The organism is Embleya sp. NPDC005575, from assembly GCF_040605455.1.
Taxonomy (GTDB): Bacteria; Actinomycetota; Actinomycetes; order Streptomycetales; family Streptomycetaceae; genus Embleya.
Map to the genome: position 1 here is coordinate 29156 of NZ_JBEXCV010000007.1, position 20360 is coordinate 49515.

At 72.0% G+C, this 20360-nt stretch carries 18 protein-coding genes; 14 read left to right on the plus strand and 4 right to left on the minus strand.

Annotated features, from left to right (window positions below; translation table 11 throughout):
- Nucleotides 1–19: 19 nt before the first annotated feature.
- The 13 genes from ABZS54_RS03910 to ABZS54_RS03970 all read left to right on the plus strand — a co-directional run bounded on the left by ABZS54_RS03910 (nt 20) and on the right by ABZS54_RS03970 (nt 15047).
- On the plus strand, nt 20–766 hold the full coding sequence (locus tag ABZS54_RS03910) for an RNA methyltransferase (protein WP_355530745.1): 747 nt from the start codon (nt 20–22) through the stop codon (nt 764–766).
- Nucleotides 763–1620, plus strand: coding sequence for an NTP transferase domain-containing protein (locus ABZS54_RS03915; protein ID WP_355530747.1), 858 nt, complete (start codon nt 763–765; stop codon nt 1618–1620). Before ABZS54_RS03910 ends, ABZS54_RS03915 begins: the two co-directional genes overlap by 4 nt.
- Nucleotides 1621–1643: 23 nt before the next feature.
- Complete coding sequence (locus ABZS54_RS03920) at nt 1644–2834, plus strand: molybdopterin molybdotransferase MoeA (RefSeq protein ID WP_355530749.1); 1191 nt, start codon at nt 1644–1646, stop codon at nt 2832–2834.
- Nucleotides 2831–3979, plus strand: a complete 1149-nt coding sequence (locus ABZS54_RS03925; RefSeq protein ID WP_355530751.1) for a potassium channel family protein — start codon at nt 2831–2833, stop codon at nt 3977–3979. The genes ABZS54_RS03920 and ABZS54_RS03925 overlap by 4 nt, the downstream gene beginning before the upstream one ends.
- 10 nt (nt 3980–3989) lie before the next feature.
- Nucleotides 3990–4970 (plus strand): NAD(P)H-quinone oxidoreductase, encoded by a 981-nt coding sequence (locus ABZS54_RS03930; RefSeq protein ID WP_355530753.1) that lies wholly within the window; start codon nt 3990–3992, stop codon nt 4968–4970.
- Between the two features lie 198 nt (nt 4971–5168).
- Nucleotides 5169–5927 carry a hypothetical protein gene (locus ABZS54_RS03935; protein ID WP_355530755.1) on the plus strand — a complete coding sequence of 253 codons (759 nt, stop codon included), beginning with the start codon at nt 5169–5171 and terminating at the stop codon, nt 5925–5927.
- Between the two features lie 144 nt (nt 5928–6071).
- Nucleotides 6072–6884, plus strand: coding sequence for a hypothetical protein (locus tag ABZS54_RS03940; RefSeq protein WP_355530757.1), 813 nt, complete (start codon nt 6072–6074; stop codon nt 6882–6884).
- A gap of 98 nt (nt 6885–6982) precedes the next feature.
- A complete protein-coding gene (locus ABZS54_RS03945) occupies nt 6983–7567 on the plus strand; it encodes a PadR family transcriptional regulator (protein ID WP_355530759.1) in 585 nt (194 codons plus the stop codon).
- Entirely contained in the window at nt 7564–8313 is a 750-nt protein-coding gene (locus tag ABZS54_RS03950) for an ABC transporter ATP-binding protein (RefSeq protein ID WP_355530761.1), read from the plus strand. Before ABZS54_RS03945 ends, ABZS54_RS03950 begins: the two co-directional genes overlap by 4 nt.
- A complete protein-coding gene (locus ABZS54_RS03955) occupies nt 8310–11156 on the plus strand; it encodes an FtsX-like permease family protein (protein WP_355530763.1) in 2847 nt (948 codons plus the stop codon). Before ABZS54_RS03950 ends, ABZS54_RS03955 begins: the two co-directional genes overlap by 4 nt.
- A 27-nt stretch (nt 11157–11183) precedes the next feature.
- Entirely contained in the window at nt 11184–11717 is a 534-nt protein-coding gene (locus tag ABZS54_RS03960) for a bacterial proteasome activator family protein (RefSeq protein WP_355530765.1), read from the plus strand.
- Nucleotides 11718–11882: 165 nt separating this feature from the next.
- Entirely contained in the window at nt 11883–13052 is a 1170-nt protein-coding gene (locus tag ABZS54_RS03965; protein ID WP_355530767.1) for a protein kinase, read from the plus strand.
- Nucleotides 13053–13460: 408 nt separating this feature from the next.
- Nucleotides 13461–15047 carry a protein kinase gene (locus tag ABZS54_RS03970; protein WP_355530769.1) on the plus strand — a complete coding sequence of 529 codons (1587 nt, stop codon included), beginning with the start codon at nt 13461–13463 and terminating at the stop codon, nt 15045–15047.
- A gap of 69 nt (nt 15048–15116) precedes the next feature.
- Here ABZS54_RS03970 and ABZS54_RS03975 read toward each other — a convergent pair whose 3' ends face one another.
- From ABZS54_RS03975 to ABZS54_RS03990, 4 genes are all read right to left on the minus strand, one after another.
- Nucleotides 15117–16091 (minus strand): phosphotransferase, encoded by a 975-nt coding sequence (locus ABZS54_RS03975; protein WP_355530771.1) that lies wholly within the window; start codon nt 16089–16091, stop codon nt 15117–15119.
- 171 nt (nt 16092–16262) lie between these two features.
- A complete protein-coding gene (locus tag ABZS54_RS03980) occupies nt 16263–17066 on the minus strand; it encodes an HAD-IIB family hydrolase (protein WP_355530773.1) in 804 nt (267 codons plus the stop codon).
- 84 nt (nt 17067–17150) lie between these two features.
- Nucleotides 17151–18038 carry an LLM class flavin-dependent oxidoreductase gene (locus ABZS54_RS03985; RefSeq protein ID WP_355530775.1) on the minus strand — a complete coding sequence of 296 codons (888 nt, stop codon included), beginning with the start codon at nt 18036–18038 and terminating at the stop codon, nt 17151–17153.
- A 60-nt stretch (nt 18039–18098) separates the two neighbouring features.
- On the minus strand, nt 18099–18767 hold the full coding sequence (locus ABZS54_RS03990) for a TetR/AcrR family transcriptional regulator (RefSeq protein ID WP_355530887.1): 669 nt from the start codon (nt 18765–18767) through the stop codon (nt 18099–18101).
- A gap of 172 nt (nt 18768–18939) precedes the next feature.
- Here ABZS54_RS03990 and ABZS54_RS03995 point away from each other — a divergent pair, with 172 nt between their 5' ends.
- Nucleotides 18940–20334: an MFS transporter gene (locus ABZS54_RS03995; protein WP_355530889.1), complete on the plus strand. Its 1395-nt coding sequence runs from the start codon at nt 18940–18942 to the stop codon at nt 20332–20334.
- The last annotated feature ends 26 nt before the right edge of the window (nt 20335–20360 follow it).

The window sequence follows — 20360 nt, forward strand, 5'->3', positions numbered from 1 at the left end:
CAGGTCCTACGCTGCTGTCATGAACCCCCACGAGATGCAGATCCTCGCGCTGTGGCGGGCCGCCTCGCCCGGGGCGGTGCTGCTCGACGGCTTCCACGCGGTCAAGCACGCGTTGCGGTTCGGCGCCGAGATCGAACTCGTGGTGACCACCGACCGGGCGGCCGTCCGTGCCCTGGCCGACGAACTCGCGACCGACGTGGGCGGCTATCTGGAGGAGACCGCGCACGAGGTGTCCGAGCCGTTCCTGCGCGACCTGGTCCCGCGCGCCGGCCCGACCGGGGTGGTGGCCCTCGCCGCCCGCCCCGAGCCCGAGCCGGCCCGGACCCGCACCGCGCCGACCGTGCTCCTGGAGAACCCGCGCAACCTGGGCAACGTCGGGGCCGTGGTGCGCCTGGCCGCCGGATTCGGCGTCTCCGCCGTGCTGACCACCGGCGACCTGGACCCGTGGCACCCGCACGTGGTCCGGGGCAGTGCGGGGCTGCACTTCGCCACCACGGTCGCGCGCGTGACCTCGGACACGTTGCCCGCCGGGCCGATCTTCGTGCTCGACCCCGAGGGCGCCGACCTGCGCACCACCGAGATCCCGGACGACGCGATCCTGGCGTTCGGCACCGAGCGACACGGTGTCTCGGCGGCGCTGCGCGGGCGCGCCGACCGGCTCGTGGCCATCCCGATGCGGCCGAAGGTCTCCAGCTACAACCTCGCGACCAGCGTCGGGATGACGCTCTTCCGCTGGTCCACGACCTCCGCGAACGCACCGACGTGAGCGGCTACGACGCGGTCGTCCTGGCCGGCGGCGCGGCCCGCCGGCTGGCCGGCGCCGACAAGCCGGGCCTGCTCGTGGCGGGCGTCTCGCTGCTCGACCGGGTGCTCGCCGCGGTTGCCGGGGCCGAGCGGATCGTGGTCGCCGGGCCGCGCCGAGCCACCGGGCACGAGGTGGTGTGGGTACGCGAGGACCCGCCCGGCGGCGGCCCGGTGGCCGCGCTGGCCGCCGCGCTGCCGCTGGTCCGGGCCGAGGTGGTCGTGCTGCTCGCGGCCGATCTGCCGTTCGTACCCGCCGAGTTGATCGAGCGCCTGGTTGCCGAGCTGGACCGGGAGCCCGCGCCGGCCGGCGCGGTCGCGGTCGACGCCGACGGGCGCGATCAGATCCTGCTCGCCGCCTATCGCACCGCCGCGCTCCGGGCCGGCGTCGCGGACCTGGCGCAACCGGCGGGGGTGCCGCTGCGCCGGGTGGTCGAGCCGCTCGCGCCGCGCCGGATCCGGGCCGATTCCGAAGCTGTGTTCGACTGCGACACCTGGGCGGATGTGCGCGACGCGCGCACACGGTCGGGGAGGATGGACACAGCCCCGAAGAGGAGAGACATGACTGGCTTGGAAGAGTGGACCGAAGCGGTCAAGCAGGAGCTGGGCATCGAGCTGGACGTGGACATCGCGGCGCTGCTGGACATGACCCGGGTGGCGGCGCACAACGTACAGCGACCGGCCGCGCCGCTCACCTCCTTCCTGGTCGGTTACGCGGCGGCGAGTCGCGGTGGTGGCGCGACGGCGGTGGCCGAGGCACTGCGCCAGGCACAGGACCTCGCCGAGCGCCGTGGTACGGGCTCCGAGCCGGGCGCCTGATGATCCCTCGGGAGAGTCGGACCATGACGCGCTCCGAGCCGCACCCGCAGCAGGCATTGGGTTGGCCCGAGGCCCGCGCCACCGCCCGCGCGGCCGGGCGACCGCTGCCCGCGGTCTCCCGCACCCTGCACCACGCGCGCGACCACGTGCTCGCCCGGCCCATCGTCGCGCTCACCGACCTGCCCTCCTTCGACACCTCGGCGATGGACGGGTGGGCGGTCGCCGGCCCCGGGCCGTGGCGGGTACGCGGGCGACTGCTGGCGGGCGAGGCGGGTACGGAGATCGGCGTGATGCGCGACGGGGACGCGGTCGAGATCGCCACCGGCGCGCGGGTCCCGCACGGGGCCACCGCCGTGCTGCGCAGCGAACAGAGCCGGGTCGAGGGCCGCACGCTGTTCGGCGACGTGCACGTCCAGCAGGGCACCGACATCCGCGCGTGCGGCCAGGAGTGCCGCCGCGGTGACGAGTTGTTGCCGGCCGGCGCCACGGTCACCCCCGGGGTCACCGGGCTGGCCGCCGCCTCCGGCTACGACGAACTCGTGGTGGTCGACCGGCCCCGGGTGGAACTCCTGGTGCTGGGAGACGAGTTGCTCGACGCGGGGCTGCCTGGGGAGGGCCGGATCCGGGACGCGCTCGGCCCGCTGATCACGCCGTGGCTGCGTACGCTCGGCGCCGACCTGCTGCGGGTTCGCCGGGTGGGGGACAACCTGGACACGCTGCGCGGGCACGTGAGCGCATCGCGCGCCGACGTGGTGATCACCACCGGCGGCACCGCCGACGGTCCACGCGATCATGTGCACCGACTGCTCGCCGATCTGGAGGCGGATGTCCTGGTGGACGGCGTCGCGGTCCGCCCGGGGCATCCGATGCTGCTCGCCCACCTGCCCGGCGAGCGCCCCGGTGCCGGCCGCTATCTGGTCGGCCTGCCCGGCAATCCGCTGGCCGCGGTGGCCGGCATGCTCACCCTCGCGGTGCCGCTGCTGCGCCGGCTCTCCGGTCGCCCCGAACCGCGCCCGCGCCGGATCCGGGTCGGCGCCGACATCGCCGGCCACCCGTGCGACACCCGCCTGGTGCCGATGCGCGCGGATCGTCCGCTGGCCTTCTCCGGCCCGGCGATGTTGCGCGGACTCGCGGTCGCCGACGGCATCGCGGTGGTGCCGCCGGGCGGCGTGCGCGCGGGTGATCGGGTCGAGGTGCTCGGGGCGCCGCGATGAAGACCGCGCGCTTTCCCGACGACCGGCCGGCCGATCGCCGCGGGCCGCGCGGCGCGCTCGCCCGACCGCTGCCGACGCTGAAGAAGCGCGCCGACGAACCGGCGGGCCTGGCCGGTCAGGCGGGCGCGACCGTACACATCCCCAAGGACCGTCCCGGTCCACTCGTGCAGGTGTTGCGCCGGTTCGGGATGGCCCTGCTGGTCCTGGCGGTCACCATCCTGGTGGTCTACCTCGATCGGGACGGCTATCGCGACGCCGTGGACGAGCACGTCTCACTGCTCGACGCGATTTACTACGCGACGGTCACCCTGTCCACCACCGGCTACGGCGATATCACCCCCGCCAGTGACGGCGCCCGCCTGGTGAACGTCGTCCTGATCACCCCGCTGCGGGTGATCTTCCTGATCATCCTGGTCGGCACGACCCTCGAGGTGCTGACCGAGCGCACGCGGGAGCAGTTGCGGCTCAACCGTTGGAGGTCCACGTTGCGCGACCACACGATCCTGGTCGGCTACGGCACGACCGGGTACAGCGCGGTTCACACGCTGATGGCGCAGGGGATCTCACGCGAGAACATCGTCGTCGTCGACTCCGACCCCGAGGCGGCCGGCGAGGCGAGCGACGACGACAAGCTCGTGGTGGTATCCGGCGACGCGACCCGGGCCGAGGTGCTGCGCCGGGCCGAGGTGGAACGGGCGCGGAACATCATCGTCTCGGTCAACCGGGACGACACCGCGGCCCTGGTCACGCTGACGGCGCGGCAGTTGAATCGGCGGGCCTGGATCGTGGTCGCGGTCCGCGAGGACGAGAACGCGCCACTGATCCGGCAGAGCGGGGCCGACTCGGTGGTCACCACCGCGAGCGCCGCGGGCCGACTGCTCGGGGTCTCCATGCTGAGCCCGAACGTCGGCGAGGTGATGGAGGACCTCATGCACTACGGCGAGGGCATGGACCTGGTCGAACGGCCGATCGACAAACGCGAGGCGGGTAAGTCACCGAGCGAATGCGGCGATCTGGTGGTGGCCGTGGTGCGCGGACACCGTACGTTGCGGCACGATGACCCTGAGGCGGCGGTGCTCGGTGCGGGTGACCGACTCGTGGTGATCAAATCGCACAAACCGCAGCCGAAGGCGGGCGACTCATAGGCTGGATGCCATGTACGCGATCACGATTGCCGAGCCGGGCGGACCCGAGGTACTGAGCTGGACCGAGGTCCCGGACGAGAAACCCGAACCCGGCGAGGTGCTGGTGGAGGTGGCCGCGTCGGCGGTCAATCGGGCCGACCTGTTGCAGCGCCAGGGGTTCTACCAGCCACCCGCGGGCGCGTCGGCGTATCCGGGCCTGGAGGCGTCCGGCCGGATCGTCGAGGTCGGCGCGGGAGTGTCCGGCTGGGCGGTCGGCGACGAGGTGTGCGCGCTGCTCGCGGGCGGCGGCTACGCCGAGCGGGTCCGGGTGCCCACCGGCCAACTGCTGCCCGTGCCCGAGGGAGTGGACCTGGTTACGGCTGCGGCACTGCCCGAGGTGGTGTGCACGGTCTGGTCGAACGTGTTCATGGTGGCCCATCTGCGCAAGGGCGAGACCTTCCTGGTGCACGGCGGCTCCAGCGGCATCGGCACGATGGCGATCCAGTTGGCCTCGGCGGCGGGGGCCCGGGTGTTCACCACCGCGGGTTCGGCGACCAAGCTGGCGCGTTGCCGCGAGCTGGGCGCCGACGTCACGATCAACTATCGGGACGAGGACTTCGTGGCCCGGATCCACGAGGCCACCGACGGGGTCGGGGTGGACGTGATCCTGGACAACATGGGCGCCAAGTACCTCGATCGCAACGTGGACGCGCTCGCGGTCAACGGCCGACTCGTGGTGATCGGCCTGCAGGGCGGCGCCCGGGGCGAACTGGACCTGAACAAGCTGCTGACGAAGCGGGCCGCGATCGCCGCGACCTCGCTGCGGGGCCGGCCGATGTCGGAGAAGTCCGCGATCGTGGCGGCCGTACGCGAGCATGTGTGGCCGCTCCTGGACGCGGGGCGGGTCCAGCCGGTTGTCGATCGGGTGTTGCCGGTGGCCGAGGCGGCCGACGCACACCGCGTGGTCGAGGAGAGCGGGCACATCGGCAAGGTGCTGCTGAAGGTGCGCTGACCGGCGGGCGCGGGCCGTCGGTGTGCCGGTGCGGCCCAGGGCGCGGGTGTGCCGCGGGCGAGTGCGGGTGCGCCCCGGACGGGTGCCGGTGCGGTGCTCGGAGCGGACTGCCGCCGGACGAATGAAAATCGGATGACCATCCCGGTGAGGCGAATGTCGCTGGATGGGTCTTTTGTCGATTTTCCTTAGTCTGACGGCATGCCTACCCCCGGCGGCTTCGCACGTCGATTGGCTGCCGGGTGTGTGCTCGCGGCGGCCCTTGCCCCCTCGGGTGCCCCGGTCCTCGCCGGCACGTCGGCGCTTCCCGGCGCCGCGACGCCGGCCGCCGTCCCGGTGCTCGCGAGCGCGGCGTCGGGTCCCTCGCCCGCCCCGATGGACGGGCCGCCGCCGGCGAACACCCCGGCCGGCGATTCGGCCGCCTCCGCCCGCGGTCGGGCGCCGGCCGCAGCCGAACTGCATCCCGATCCACCGGTGCACGGGCATGCGCCGGCCGAGCCCACCGGCCCGCCGAAGCCGGCCCCGGTCACGGATCCGCCGACTCGACAGGAGTGGGAACGACTCCTGGACCGGTTGGCCGCACACGGCGCCCGGCCGCTGACCGACGAGTCGGGTCGGGCGGTGCTCGACGTCGAGCACGAACTCCTGCTCACCGGGGGCGCCGACGGCCTGAACGAACTCCGCTCCTGGGGGGCGGAGATCACCGAGGAAGATCGTCCCGGCGTGTACGCCGTGCGCTCCGGTGGGCGAATCGTCGCGCGGTATCTGATGGAGCCCGAGGCGAGCACCTCGACCGACGCCTCCGCTCCTGTCACCCCTCCGGCCTTCGATGCGCCGCCCACGTTGCCCAAAACCGGTCCATCCGTTGTGAATTTGACTCTGGTCGCCCTCGGAGGAGCGGGTATCGTCTGCGCCGGTGGACTGCTTGTCCGGTGTTTCCCGGCGCCGCGACGACGCTGAGAGGCGGGACGGGAGTCGGTCCCGCCGGGCAGACTGTGTGTCTGGCGCATCGCGGATGAAGGGTGCAGGCTCGTCGAGGATGCGGATCGTGATACAGCGGTACCTTCCGAAAACGTCCGACCGGTGGTGGGGGAAGGAGGCGTGATGTTCTCGATCGGCGGGTTTCACCGGCGGATACCGCTGGGCCCGACGATCATCGCGCTGACCCTCATCACACTGCTCGTGCTCACCAACGTCTGCGGCTCCGGCCCCGGCATCCAGGCCCGTCACAACGGGGCCGGGCCCTCCCCCGCGGACATCCCGCCGCAACTGCCCGCCCAGGACCAGAGCATCGAGGCGACCCCGGCGCCGTCCGGCGGCACGCCCACGTCCGCCGGTTCGCCGACCACGAACGGGCAGCCGGTTCCGGTGCCCACCGTCACGGTGACCGAGACGGTGACCGCAGCGCCCGCAAACGCCCCGGGCTCGGGCGGTCGCTCGGGCAACCCGCCCACCACACCCGCCCCGGGCGGGCAGTCCGGCGGATCGAACGGCGGCGCCGCGACGGCCGGCCCCGGCGGCGCCTCGCCTACCCCGCCGCCGCCGTTGGGTCAGCGGTTCCGGGTGAGCGACCTGCGGCTGAGCGCCGACCGGGCGAACGGCTCATGGGTGCGCTGCAACGGGCTCGACCAGGTGGAGTTCCTCGGGACCGTGCTCGTGGACGGGGCGGGCCCCGGTGACGTGGTCTTCCAGTGGGTGTACGAGAAGGTGTTCACGTATCCGCAGGACATCCTGCACTTCACCGGCGCCGGCCCGCGCCAGCAGACCATTGCGGTCACCTGGCGGATCCCGCCGCAATTGTTCGGCGAGGTGAGTGGGGTCGTGCAGCTGCTGATCCTGCAGCCGGTCGCCAACGCGCAGACCGAGCGCTACACGTTCAACTTCAATTGTCGCGGCGGAATCCCCAACGACAACTGACGACTGGCCCGTTCGCCGGCCGATCCGCCTCCTCCCACAGGTCTTTCCATCGCGGGTCGGACTTGCCTTCACGAGCATACCGGGTATACATACTCGGTATGTCCATCAAGCACGGCCTGCTCGCACTGCTCGATGAGGGCCCCCGATACGGCTATCAGCTCCGGAACGAATTCGAGTCCCGGACCGGATCCACCTGGCCGCTCAACGTCGGCCAGGTCTACACCACGCTCGGCCGCCTGGACCGCGACGGACTGGTCGCGCCCGACGGCGAGGACGACGACGGGCACGTCTTCTACAGGATCACCGACGAAGGTCGGATCGAACTGCGCGCGTGGTTCCAGGCGCCGGTGTCGCGCACCAACCCGCCCCGGGACGAACTCGCGATCAAACTCGCGATGGCCGTCACCGTGCCCGGCATCGACGTCGGCTCGGTGGTCCAAGGGCAGCGCGCGCACACCCTGCGGGCGCTGCAGGACTACACCCGGCTCAAGACGCGCGCGGCCGAGGACGACATGGCGTGGCAACTCGTCCTGGAATCACTGATCTTCCACGCGGAGGCCGAGGTTCGCTGGCTCGACCACTGCGAGGCACGGCTGGCCCGCCGGGCTGCCGAGCGGGAGCCGGCCGTGCCCGTGGCGGACGAGCGACCCGCACCCGCCCGCAAGCGCGGGGCGCGACGATGACCACGGTTACAGGGGGCACAGTGGAACCGGTACTGGAACTCAGGTCGGTGGGCCGCGTCCACGGTCGGGGCGACGTGCGCGTCGAGGCCCTGGCCGGGGTGGATCTGGCCGTCGCACCGGGCGAGATGCTCGCCGTGATGGGACCGAGCGGGTCGGGCAAGTCGACCCTGCTGATGCTCGCGGGCGGCCTGGACCGTCCCACCGACGGCGAGGTCCTGGTCGAGGGCCGGCCGCTGGGCGGGCTCAACCGGCGTCGGATGGCCGCGTTGCGCAGGCGCAGCGTCGGCTACGTCTTCCAGGACCTCAACCTGGTTCCGGCACTGACCGCCGCGGAGAACGTCGCGCTGCCGCTCGAACTCGACGGGGTGTCGATCCGCCGGGCCCGGCAGGCCGCGCAGCAGGCGCTGACCGAGGTCGGCCTCGAACACTTCGGCGAGCGTTTCCCCGACGACATGTCCGGCGGCCAGCAACAACGGGTCGCGATAGCCCGCGCGTTGGTGGGCGAACGCCGGCTGGTGCTGGCAGACGAGCCGACCGGCGCGCTCGACTCGACCACCGGCGAGGCGGTGTTGCGAGTGCTGCGCGCACGGTGCGAGGCCGGCGCGGCGGTGGTCCTGGTGACCCACGAGGCCCGGCACGCCGCGTGGGCGGACCGGATCGTGTTCCTGCGTGACGGTCGGCTCGTGGACGACACCGGCCCCTCGGCCGGCGCCGAGTCGCTGCTGTCCCGGGGCGGTTCGCGATGAGCGTGAGCTCGTGGCGGGCGACCCTGCGGATCGCCCGTCGGGACGCGCTGCGGGCCAAGGGACGCAGCGCGCTGATTGTCGCGATGATCGCGATCCCGGTGCTGGGGATGAGCGCGGCCGACGTGACCTGGCGGAGCGTGCAACTGGACACCGACGAGGTGATCTCGCGCTCGATGGGGCAGGCGGACGCCCGGGTCCTGGACACCTCGCAGCAGATGCGTGGGCGACCGGCCGGAGAGCCCCCGCGCGCGATCTTCCAGGAGCCCGGCGGCAACAACTGGCAGCCCGCCGACCTGGGTCGCCCGACGTCCCCGGAGACGGCCCCCGTGTCCATGGCGCCGCGCCCGTCGGACCCGGCGAGGCCCGTCCGGGATCCGGGCTCGGTGATCCCCGACGTGTCCGAGCAGCTGACGGACCGCACCCTTTTCGGCACGATCTCCACCGCGAACGGACGGACCGACGTCGCGATCCGTGAATTCGACTACGTCAAGCCGATCGCGAAGGGCATGGTCTTCCAACGCGAAGGGCGAGCCCCCCGGGCCCCGAACGAGGTGGTCGTCACCGAGCGGTTGCGCCGATCGGCCGGATACAGGATCGGCGGCGAACTGACCGAGAAGTCCACCGGTCGCACGTTCCGCATCGTCGGCACGGTCGACCTGCCGGACGATCTGCGCGAGCAGATGGTGATCGCCATGCCGGGGGCGGTGATCGAAGCGATGCTCGCCCGCCCGGGTGCGGGCGAGGGCAGGGACGAGACCCTCCGTGTCCTGCTCCGGGTCCGGGGTGGCATGCCCTGGACCAAGGTTCTGGCCGCGAACCGGCAGGGTTTCCTGGTCGAGTCCGCCGCGGTGCTGCGGGATCCACCGGCCAGGGCGGATCGGCAATACGAGAGCCCCGGAGAGTGGGCCGACTCGCGCGCGCTCAGGCTCGGCGGCATCGGCTTGGGCCTGGGACTGCTGGAGATGATCCTGCTGGCCGGTCCGGCCTTCGCCGTGGGTGCCCGGCGCAAGCGGCGCGAACTCGGGCTGATCGGGGTCGCGGGCGGCAGTCGTCGGCACGTGGCCGGGGTGGTCCTGGGCGGTGGGGTCGTGCTCGGTGCGGTCGGCGCCCTGATCGGTGCCGCGCTGGGCTTGGCGGCGGCGGCGCTGATGCGGCCGTGGTTCGCCGAACACACCGGCACGCTGCTGGGTCGCTACGACGTCCGGATTCTGGAACTGCTCGGTATCGGCGCTGTGGGTGTCGCCGTCGGCGTGCTCGCCGCGCTGATCCCGGCCTGGCTCGCGTCCCGCGAGGACATCGCCGCGTCGTTGACCGGCCGCCGCGGGGTGCGTCGAGGCTCACGGGTGCTGCCGCTCGTCGGGGCGTCGAGTTTCGCGCTCGGCGTCGCGATCGCGTTGTACGGCGCGGATCGGGCGGACGACACGATCATCGTCGCCGGCGTCGTGGTGGCCGAACTCGGCTTGGTCGGGTGTTGTCCGGCGCTGATCGGGCTCACCGCGAGACTCGGTCGGTTCCTGCCGCTGAGCCCTCGGTTGGCGCTGCGCGACGCGGCCCGGAGCCGGCCGCGCAGCGCGCCCGCGGTGGCGGCGGTGATGGCCGCCGTGGCCGGTTCGGTGGTGATCGCGGTGGTCTGGCAGAGCCAGACCGCGGATCAGCGCAACGCCTATCGACCCAATGCGCAGAAGAACCACGTCCTGGTCGGATTCCCCGATCGCACGCTCTTCGGGGGAACGGTCGAGTTGTCGCTGACCACGGCGGATGCCGATGGGATCAGGCGGGGCGTGGAGCGGGTCCTGCCCGGCGCGAAGGGCGGCCCGATCGGACAGCCGGTCGGACCCTGCAAGGACGCGAACACCTGTGTGGACTACCTGCCCAGGAAGCTGCCCGAGTTCCGCTGTCCGATGGCGGACGGTGGGGGCGATCCCCAGCGGTGGCAAACGGATCCGCGGTGCAACGGGAGCAGCGCTCGGGGCAGCTTCTTCCGCTCGGCGGTGGGCGATGCCGCCCTCCTGCGCAAGCTGACCGGCGCGGACGATCCGCGTGCGGCCGAGGTGCTGTCCCGGGGCGGAATCGTGCTGTTCGAGGAGGGATACGTGGGGCCGGACGGGACGGCCGAGATGGGGGTGCAGGAGATCACGAAAGGCAACGGCCCACAGGTGATGTCGCCGCAGGGGGAATCCGCGGCGGCTCCCCCCACGATCCGGCTGCCGGCCGTTTCGGTGCGGGCACCCTTCGGGCTTCCCGGCTTCTTCGCCTCGCCGCAGGCGGTCGCCACGCTCGGCGGCACCGTCGAACCGGCCGGTCTGGTCTACGACGCCGGACACTCGCCCTCGGACGCGCAGAAGCAGCGGCTGGAGGACCTGGTGGCCAGGGTTTCCGACCGGAACTTCGTTTTCATCGAGCGCGGCTTCCAGCCCAAGGACGACGCACGGCTGCTGCTGCTCGGCGTCTTCGCGCTGGTGATCACGATCGGCGCGTCCGGGGTGGCCACCGGGCTCGCGCTCGCGGATGCGCAAAAGGACCTGGCCACGCTCGGCGCGGTGGGTGCGCCGCCGAGCGTGCGGCGCAGGTTGTCCGCGTTCCAGAGCGGGGTGATCGCCTTCCTGGGCACCGGGCTTGGACTGGCGGCCGGCGTGCTCGCGGGGGTGGTCGTACGACGGGGCCAGAAGTCGGCCCTGTGGGACGTGATGTCCGCCGGCGCCAAGAGCGGGCGGCACGCGCCCGAGCTGGTGATTCCGTGGACCTGGATGGGCCTCGCGCTGATCCTGCTGCCGATCCTCGCGGCCCTGCTCGCGGCGCTTTTGACACGATCGCGCGCGGTGGTGCGCGGGAGGACGGCGTAAGCCCTCGGCGCTCCTAGGATGAGATGTATGGATACGCCGAACAACGAAGCGAATGGTGAGAACCCGCAGGTGGTGATCGTCGGGCCGGATGGCATGGCGCTCGGCGGCGGCCTCGGTGAAGAGGGCGGTGAACTCGCGGTGACCGACATGGTCGAACAACCCGCGAAGGTCATGCGCATCGGCAGCATGATCAAGCAACTGCTGGAGGAGGTGCGCGCGGCTCCTCTCGACGAGGCGAGCCGGGTGCGCCTCAAGGAGATCCACGCCAGCTCGATCAAGGAACTGGAGAAGGGGCTCGCCCCGGAACTGGTCGAGGAGCTGGATCGGCTCTCGCTCCCGTTCACGCACGACTCGGTGCCCAGCGAGTCCGAACTGCGGATTGCGCAGGCGCAGCTGGTGGGTTGGCTGGAGGGCCTGTTCCACGGCATCCAGACCGCGTTGTTCGCACAGCAGATGGCGGCGCGCGCGCAGTTGGAGACGATGCGTCGGGCCCTTCCGCCCGGCATGGTCCCCGGTGGGCAGGGCGAACCGCCGCACACCCAGTCGGGTCCCTACCTCTAGCGTTCCGGTAGGGGCGTACCCCGGGTCGGTGCCCGATGGCACCGACCCGCTGCGCTCTCGTCGTGTCTCTGACAGGCTGTCGGCGATGCGACGGGGGCGCTTTTCGGTAGGTCGACGCGCACCGAGGTCGTGCGCGAGTCGTGCAGCGTGGAGGGCGGCCTGACGGTGACCGTTTCGGGGGACCCGGCTCGGGCGAACGGGCGTGTCTTCGGCGGTGGGCGGTATCGCACCGGGCGCCGGATCGGCGGCGGTGGCATGGCCGTAGTGCATGAGGCGCACGATCTGATGCTCGACCGGGTCGTCGCGGTCAAGCGGCTGCGCAGCGACTTGGCCGAGGACACCATCGCGCGTTCGCGGTTCGCCCGTGAGGCCGAGCACGCCGCCGCGCTGAACCACCCCACGATCGTCTCCGTCTTCGACACGGGCGCCGACCCCGGTGAGGACGGCGTGCTGGTGCCGTGGATCGTGATGGAGCTGATCCAGGGGCTGACCCTGCGCGATCTGCTGGAGGCGCACGGCCCGGTGCCGTGGCCACGTGCCCTCGCGATCACCGCCAAGGTGTTGGACGCGCTGGAGTACAGCCACGACCGCGGCCTGGTGCACCGCGACATCAAGCCGGTCAACGTGATGATCACGCCCGGCGGCGCGGTCAAGGTGATGGACTTCGGCATCGCCCGGGCGCTGTTCATCACCGACGGCGCGCTCACCGACCCCGGTCGGATCATGGGCACCCCGCAATACTTCTCGCCCGAGCAGGCGTTCGGGCATCCCGCGTCCACCCGCAGCGACCTGTACTCGGTGGGCTGCCTGCTGCACGAACTGCTGGTCGGCGTGCCGCCGTTCGACGGCGGTACGGCCGTGCACATCGCGTATCGGCACATGCGCGAGGAGCCGACCCCGCCGTCCGCGTACCGGCCCGACGTGCCCGGTGCGGTGGACGATCTGGTGCTGCACGCGCTGCGCAAGGATCCGCATCTGCGTTTCGACACCGCCGCTCGGATGCGCGAGTCGGTGCGTCGGATCCTGCCCGAGGACGTCTGGGATTCGGTCCTGTACGGCGCCGGCGTCCCGGCGCCGCCGGCCGGGTCGTCGGGACCGGCGGCGTCGGTGGGGCCGATGGGGGCGATGGGTTCGATGAGGCAGCGCTCTCAGCGTTCGCCCGGCGGCGGCCCGCCGTGGGCCCGGGTGTTGTCCGGCTTCGGGCCCAGGGCCCGCTCGGCGGGCGCACACAGCGCACCGGGCGCGTACGGCCGCAGGAGCGGTGCGGGAGCGGCGTTCGCGGCGACGGTGCTGGGCGTACTGGCCGTGCTCGCGTCGATCCTGATGTTGCGCTGAACCGGTTCCGCGCGGGTGAGCCGGCCGGATCCCGCCGTGTGGGCCGGCCCGGCGGGGGAAGGCACCGGCCGGGAATTCGGAATCCCGTTACCATGGGTTCCCCAGTCGGCAGTACCGCTGATCCCGTATCGTTTCGGGACTTGAAGCGAGGATGCACCACATTTCATCTGCACTTCGGCGCGGGCTCACGCCCGGGCGCCACGTGAGGGGACTGCCGAGGATGATCGTCGAGTCCCCGGCCACAACCCTGACGCCCGAATCGGCGTGCCTTTGTGGCCGGTCGATCGTTGGAACCGTCGTGCTCCCCCGCCCCCGTGGTGCTTTCCGCTCTGCCCGGTTCGCGGCGGACTCCATCGCCCCAGTTCGGCGGCCCCGGGCGGGCCGCCCCGACGCGCAGGGTGAGGAGCGATGACCCCGCCGCAGGGACCGGACGACCGCGAGGCGTCCGGCACACAGGTGAAGACGGTCGGATCCGGCCGCTACGAACTCGGTCGCCAGCTCGGTCGCGGTGGCATGGCCGAGGTGCTGATGGCACACGACGTACGGCTGGGCCGCACCGTCGCGGTCAAGACGCTGCGCCCGGACCTCGCGCAGGACCCGGTGGCCCGCTCGCGGTTCGGCCGCGAGGCGCAGAACGCGGCATCGCTCAACCACCCCGCGATCGTGTCGGTCTACGACACGGGCGAGGACCGGGTCGGCGACGAGCTGGTGCCGTTCATCGTGATGGAGTGCGTCGAGGGCCGGACGGTGCGGGAACTGCTCAGCGAGGGCAACCCGATACCGCTGGAACAGGCGCTTCGGGTCACCGAGGGCATCCTGGAGGCGCTCGAGTACAGCCACCGGAACGGCATCATCCACCGCGACATCAAGCCCGCGAACGTGATCATCACCAACTCGGGCGCGGTCAAGGTAATGGACTTCGGCATCGCCCGCGCGATGCACAGCGCGGCGACCACGATGACCCAGACCGGCATGGTCATGGGCACGCCGCAGTACCTGTCGCCGGAGCAGGCCTTGGGCCGCACCGTGGACGCGCGCAGCGACCTGTACTCCAGCGGTTGCCTGCTCTACGAACTGCTCGCGCTGCGCCCGCCGTTCAACGGTGACACTCCGCTGTCGGTGGTGTACCAGCACGTCCAGGACGACCCGCGGCCGCCGTCGATGATGGATCCGCGGGTGCCTCCGCATCTGGACGCGATCGCGTTGAAGGCGCTGGCGAAGAACCCCGACGACCGGTACCAGACCGCCGACGAGATGCGGATGGACATCCGCCGTGCGCTGGCCGGCCAGCAGGTCTCGGTCGCGGTTCCGCCGCGGGTGCCGACCCAGCAGGGGCAACGGCCCGAGTTCGGTTCGTGGAGCCAGGTCGCCGCGGGTACGGCGGCAGCCTCGGCGCACACCGGCTCGACCGAGGCCACCGCGGCGATGCCGCCGCTCGCGGGTCGCACCGGCACCGGGGCGGCGGTGCCCGGGCAGGCCGCCAACGACGGCGGCACCGGGCCGCTGCCGATCCTGCCGCAGGAGCCGCCGCCCAAGCGCAGGATGCCGCTCTACCTGGTGGCCGCGCTCGCGGTGATCCTGGTGGTGGTCGGGGCGGTGTTCCTGGTCAAGGGGATGCAGGGGAACAGTGACAGTCCGGCGACGCAGCCGAAGCCTCCCGCCGTGACGCCGAGCGGCAACGATGGCGCGCAGCTGGGCACGAGCAACCAGCCCAGTCCGGGCGGCAAGGCGACGTCCGGCACCACCCCGTCCAACCCGACGCAGACGTGGCGTGGGGCAACGGCGCCCAGCAACACGCGGGATCCGGGCGGGACCACTTCGGGCCACTCGCAGGCGCCGTCCTCGCCCCCGCCGACCAAGCCGTCCGAGACGTCGCGACCGACCACGTCGGCCGGCACGCCGTCGGGTTCGACCAAGGGCGGCGGCGAGACGAAGCCGCCGGACCCGGTCGGCGGCGGTGCGGGCAATCCGGGCGGCGGCGGCACGACCCCCTGATCCGAGATGGCGAAACCCGCGTGCGCCACGATCCGTGGCGCACGCGGGTTTCCTCGTACCGGGGCCGGTTCAGCCCAGGAACGCCTTCAGGACCTCGTCGTAGGCCATCGTCCACCACACGATCAGCGCGGCGGAGGCGGGAAACAGCGGGGCACACCGCGGGTCGTGTTCGAGGTAGTGCCGGCTGAGCATCCAGAAGTCGTTCAGCCGTTCCCACCACAGTCGGTGCACGGCGGCGGCCAGTTGGGTGGGTCCCGGATCGACCACGCCGCGATACCCGGCCACGAAGCCGCGTACCCGGTCGAGGTCGAGGGTGCCCGAGATCGGGTCGGTGAAGAAGATCAGCGCGGCCCGGACCAGTTCCTCGGTGTCGGGCAGCGCCGCGAGCCGGTCCCAGTCGATGATCGCCACCGGCTCGTTGCCCCGGTACAGCAGGTTCAGCGGATGGAAGTCGCCGTGCACGTAGCCGGTCCGCGGCGCATCGTGGTCGCGCGGTCGCCGGTGCGCGTGCCGCAGGAGCATCGCGCGCCGTTCCATCAGGCGCAGTTCGGCGAGCCGGTCGAACGCGTTGGCCTTGGAGCGGGCCCGGATCCGGGTGAGTAGGCGCTCGATGGTGGCCAACGATTCGTGCGGGTCGGCCGTGGGCACCAGCAGCGGTTGTTGCACGGGAGGGAGCAGCTTCGGCAACGTCACGTGCACGCCGCCGAGCAGCGCGCCGACCCGGGTACAGCCCCCGGCGTCGAGTTCGATGCCGCGTCGGTGGATGCCGTCCACCCAGGGATACAGAGCGAACCAGCGTCCGCGCGAGGTGAGCACGGTGCGCCCGCGCCGGTCGGCCACCGGCGCGATCGCGGGTATCCCGCAGGCGGCGAGCCGCTGGGTGATGTGGTGCTGGAAGCGGATGGTGTCGGGTCGTTGGTCCAGATAGTGCTTGAGAAACCAGCGTCCCCTGGTGGTGACGACCTCGTAACCTCGGTTGAGGAGGCCCTCGGCGATGGGCCGGAACGAGAGAGCCTTGCCGACCCGGTAACGGTCGATCGTCACAGCCAGTGGGGACCCTGGCCGGGAGGGGGTGTACACGGCGTCAATCTATGTCACGGAAAGCTATGGAATAACTACTCTGTGCAACCTTCACGCGTAAGCGTGTCTTTGATGTCACGCGTTCGGGGAGGCGGCTGGTGCGTACACCGAAACCGACCGGCGCCGGGGCTCGGCTCAGCCGAACAACTTCTCCAGCACCTGGGCGACGCCGTCCTCCTGATTGCTCCCGGTATGCCGGGCCACCGCGGCCAGTACGTCGGGGTGCGCGTTGGCCACCGCGTACGCCTGTCCGGCCCAGGCCAACAGTGGCAGATCGTTGGGCATATCGCCGAACGCCACCACGTCCTCGGTGCGGATCCCGCGCTGCGCGCAGAACCAGGCCAGGGTACTGGCCTTGCTGATCCCCAGTGCGCTGATCTCCACCAGTGCGATCGCCGACGAGTGGGTGAACTCCGCGTACGCACCGGCCCGGTCGCGGGCCAGCGCGAGGAACACGTCCGGGTCCAGGGTGTGGTGCCGGGCGAGCAGCTTGAGCACCGGCCCGGTCAGCAGTTCCTCGACCGGGCCGACCGCGTGCACGATCGACACGTCGCGCTCCAGCGCGGGGTAGTCCGGCTCGTGCATGAAGCCCGTCTCGGTCTCCACCGCGAAGGACACGTCCGGCACCGCCTCGCGGAGCAGCCGGGTGACCTTGCGGGCGGCGGTCACATCCATCGTGTGGGTGCCCACCACCTGCTCGGCGCGCAGGTCGTACACCACCGCCCCGTTGCCGCAGATGGCCAGGCCGTGGTGGCCGGTGACCTCGGCGACGCGACTCATCCAGCGCGGCGGACGGCCGGTCACGAAGACCACCTCCGCGCCGGCGGACTCGACGAGCTCCAGCGCGGCGAGGGTGCGTTCGGAGATGGACCCGTCGTCGCGCACGATGGTGCCGTCGAGGTCGGTGGCCACTAGGCGTGGGCGATTCGTGATCGTCACGGGTACATCCTCGCTCAGAAACGATCCGCCGAATCCGCGGGGCCGGCCGAGTGCTCGGGCGGCCGGCGCGCCGGGCCGGATCGTTCAGTCGAGTTGGCTCAGCCCCTCGGTCGCGATGCGTTCGAAGACGGCCTGGTCGGCGTCGAAGATCGAGTCGGGCACCGGCCAGTGCAGCACCAGTTCGGTGATACCCACCTCGCGGTAGCGGCCCGCGTAGTCGACGAACGCGTCCACCGAATCCAGCGGTCGCTCCAGGGTCGAGCCCTGGAGCAGGACCTTCTCCAACTCGTCGGGCTTGCGGCCCTCGTCCGCGCAGACGTCGGAGAGCCGGTCGAGCTGCTCGGCGATCACGGCCGGGCAGTCCCGGGCCGGGATGCCCGTGGGATCGCGGGGGTCGCCGTAGGTGATCCAGCCCTCACCGTGCCGTGCGGTCAGGCGCATGCCCCGGGGCCCGGTCGCGGCGATGTACATCGGCATCCGGGGCTGCTGCCGGCTGCTCGGAATCATCCGGACGTCGTGCGCGGTGTAGTAGGTGCCCTCCTGGGTCACCGCGGGTTCGGTGAGCAGCCGATCCAGCAGCGGGACGAACTCGGCGAGCCGGTCGGCACGCTCGCGTGGGGACCACGGCTGCCGGCCCAGGGCGGTGGCGTCGAAGCCGGTGCCGCCGGCGCCGATGCCCGCGATCAACCGACCACCGGAGATGTCGTCGATGGCCGCGAGGTCCTTGGCCAGGGTGACCGGGTGCCGGAAGTTCGGCGAGGTGACCATCGTGCCCAGGCGCAGCCGCTCGGTGGCCGTCGCGGCGGCGGTGAGGGTGGGCACCGCCCCGAACCACGGAAGCTCTCGGAAGCTGCGCCAGGACAGGTGGTCGTAGGTGTACGCGGCGTGAAACCCGAGGTCTTCGGCGTGACGCCACACCTTGCGGCCCTCGGTCCAGCGGTGGATCGGCAGGATGACAGTGCTCAAACGCATCGGTCGACCATACGTCCCCGGGTGTGCCGACCCTGCGGACGGGCCGTCGCCGCGGCTCGGTCAGCGCACGTATGCTCCCGCCCGGGCCGCTGCGGCGGCGGCCGACGCGGCGTGCTCCGCGCTCGCCTCGTCCAGCGGGTCGCCGCTCGCCAGCAGCCGGTAGTACAGCGGTGCCGACACCGCCCGGATCACCTCGTGCGGGTCCGTGCCCGCCGGTGCCTCGCCCCGGGCGATCGCGGCCTCGACGCACGGTGCCCATTCCTTGATCCGGGTCGCGTAGAACGAGTGCAGCGCGTCGGAGGTGCGGCTGTCGCAGGTCGCCGCCGCGATCACCGCCTTGAACAGCGCGCCCTGCCGCTCGTCGGTGAGCGTGCGGCGCACCAGGTGCGCGTTGGCCCGCAGGTCGCCGAGCAGGGATCCGGTCTCGGTGCGCGACACCGAACTCTCGGCCATGTCCACCAGCAGGTCGGCGACGAGCGCGGTGGGGCTGCCCCAGCGCCGGTAGACGGTGGTCTTGCCGACCTCTGCGCGCTGCGCGACGTCGGCCAGGTCCAGGCCGGCGAAGCCGCGCTCGGCGAGCGCGTCTCCGGCCGCGCGCAGCACCGCTTCGCGGACCCGGGCGGTGCGCCCGCCGGGGCGGACCGTGCCGGGGTCGGCCGGGCCGTCGACCGGCTCCGGGGTGTGGCCGGCGGAGCCGGGAGAGGGATCGCCGACGAGACCGTCCGACATCATAACGGGACTCCTGTTCCATTAAGTCGATCCAGCGTGTACCTTCGGGGCATCTTAACGGGAATGTAGACCCGTTTGAGCATCTCGGGAGATTCACATGTCCACGCTCGAACACGGCACCAGGCCCATCGCGGCCCCATCCGCCGCGCACCCCGCACCGACCGGACACCGGATGACCGGTCGGCAGAAGCTGATCCTCACCCTGCTCCTCGGCGCCCAGTTCATGATCGCGGTGGACTTCTCGATTCTGAACGTCGCACTGCCCGTGGTCGGCGAGGGTCTCGGCTTCTCGCTGAACAACCTGCAATGGGTGGCCACCGCGTTCGCGCTGACCGCAGCCGGATTCACGCTGCTGTTCGGCCGGGTCGCGGACCTGTTCGGCCGCAAGCGACTGTTCCTGGGCGGCATGGCCCTTCTGGGCGCCTCCTCCGCGCTCGGCGGCTTCGCCACATCGCCCGAGATGTTGCTGACCGCCCGGGTGCTCCAGGGGCTGGCCACCGCGGCGGTGACCCCGGCCGGCCTGTCGCTGCTGACCACCGCGTTCAAGGAGGGCCCGCTGCGGGACAAGGCGCTGGGCCTGAACGGCGCGCTGATGTCCGCCGGGTTCACCGCGGGCGCGGTGCTGGGCGGCCTGCTCACCGACATGTTGTCGTGGCGCTGGGCCTTCTTCGTCAACGTGCCCGTGGCCGCGCTGGTGCTGATCCTCGCGCCGTCCGTGATCACCGACGCCCGGCCGACCCACCGGCCCAGGCTCGACGTGCCCGGTGCGATCGCGGTCACCGGCGGCCTGCTGGCCCTGGTCTTCGGCCTGACCCAGGCCGGCGCCGAGGGCTGGGGCGAGCCCACCACCCTCGGCTCGCTGGTCGCCGGCGCCGCGCTCCTGGTCGCCTTTTGGTTCATCGAGCGACGCTCCGCCTCGCCGCTGGTCCCGATCGGCATCATGAAGCGTCGCTCGGTGCTGTGGGGCAACGTCACCGGCTTGATCGCCTTCGTCACCGAGACCTCGCTGGTCTTCCTGCTCACGCTCTACCTCCAGGAGGTCCTGGACTACTCGCCGCTGGCCACCGGGCTCGCGTTCGGTGTGCTGGGCATCGGCACGGTCCTCGGCGGCACCCTCGGCGGCCGGGCGGTGGGCCGGTTCGGCACCCGCACCACGATCGTCGCGGGCGGCGTCGTCCAGGCCCTGGCCACCCTGTCGCTGGTCGCCCTCGGCAGCTCCGGCGGGTGGATCTGGCTGCTGCTCGCGGCGACCTTCGTCGGCGGGGTGGGCAACATGCTGATGATCGTGGGCTTCATGGTCACCGCGACCTCCGGCCTGCCGGACGCCGAGCAGGGACTGGCCACCGGTCTGGCCACGATGACCCAGCAGGTGGGCATCACGATGGGCATCCCGATCATGAGCGCGATCGCCACCGCGCGGATGAGTTCGCTCGGCAGCACCGGACCCGACGCGGTCCTGTCCGGGGTCGCCGTGGCGATCCTGGTCGACTCGGCCCTGGTCCTGCTCGGCGCGCTGTTGGCGGGCCTGTTCCTGGCCCCGCGGCGGGCCGGGCGGACGACGACCTGAGCGCCGCGGCGCCGTCCGACGGCGGC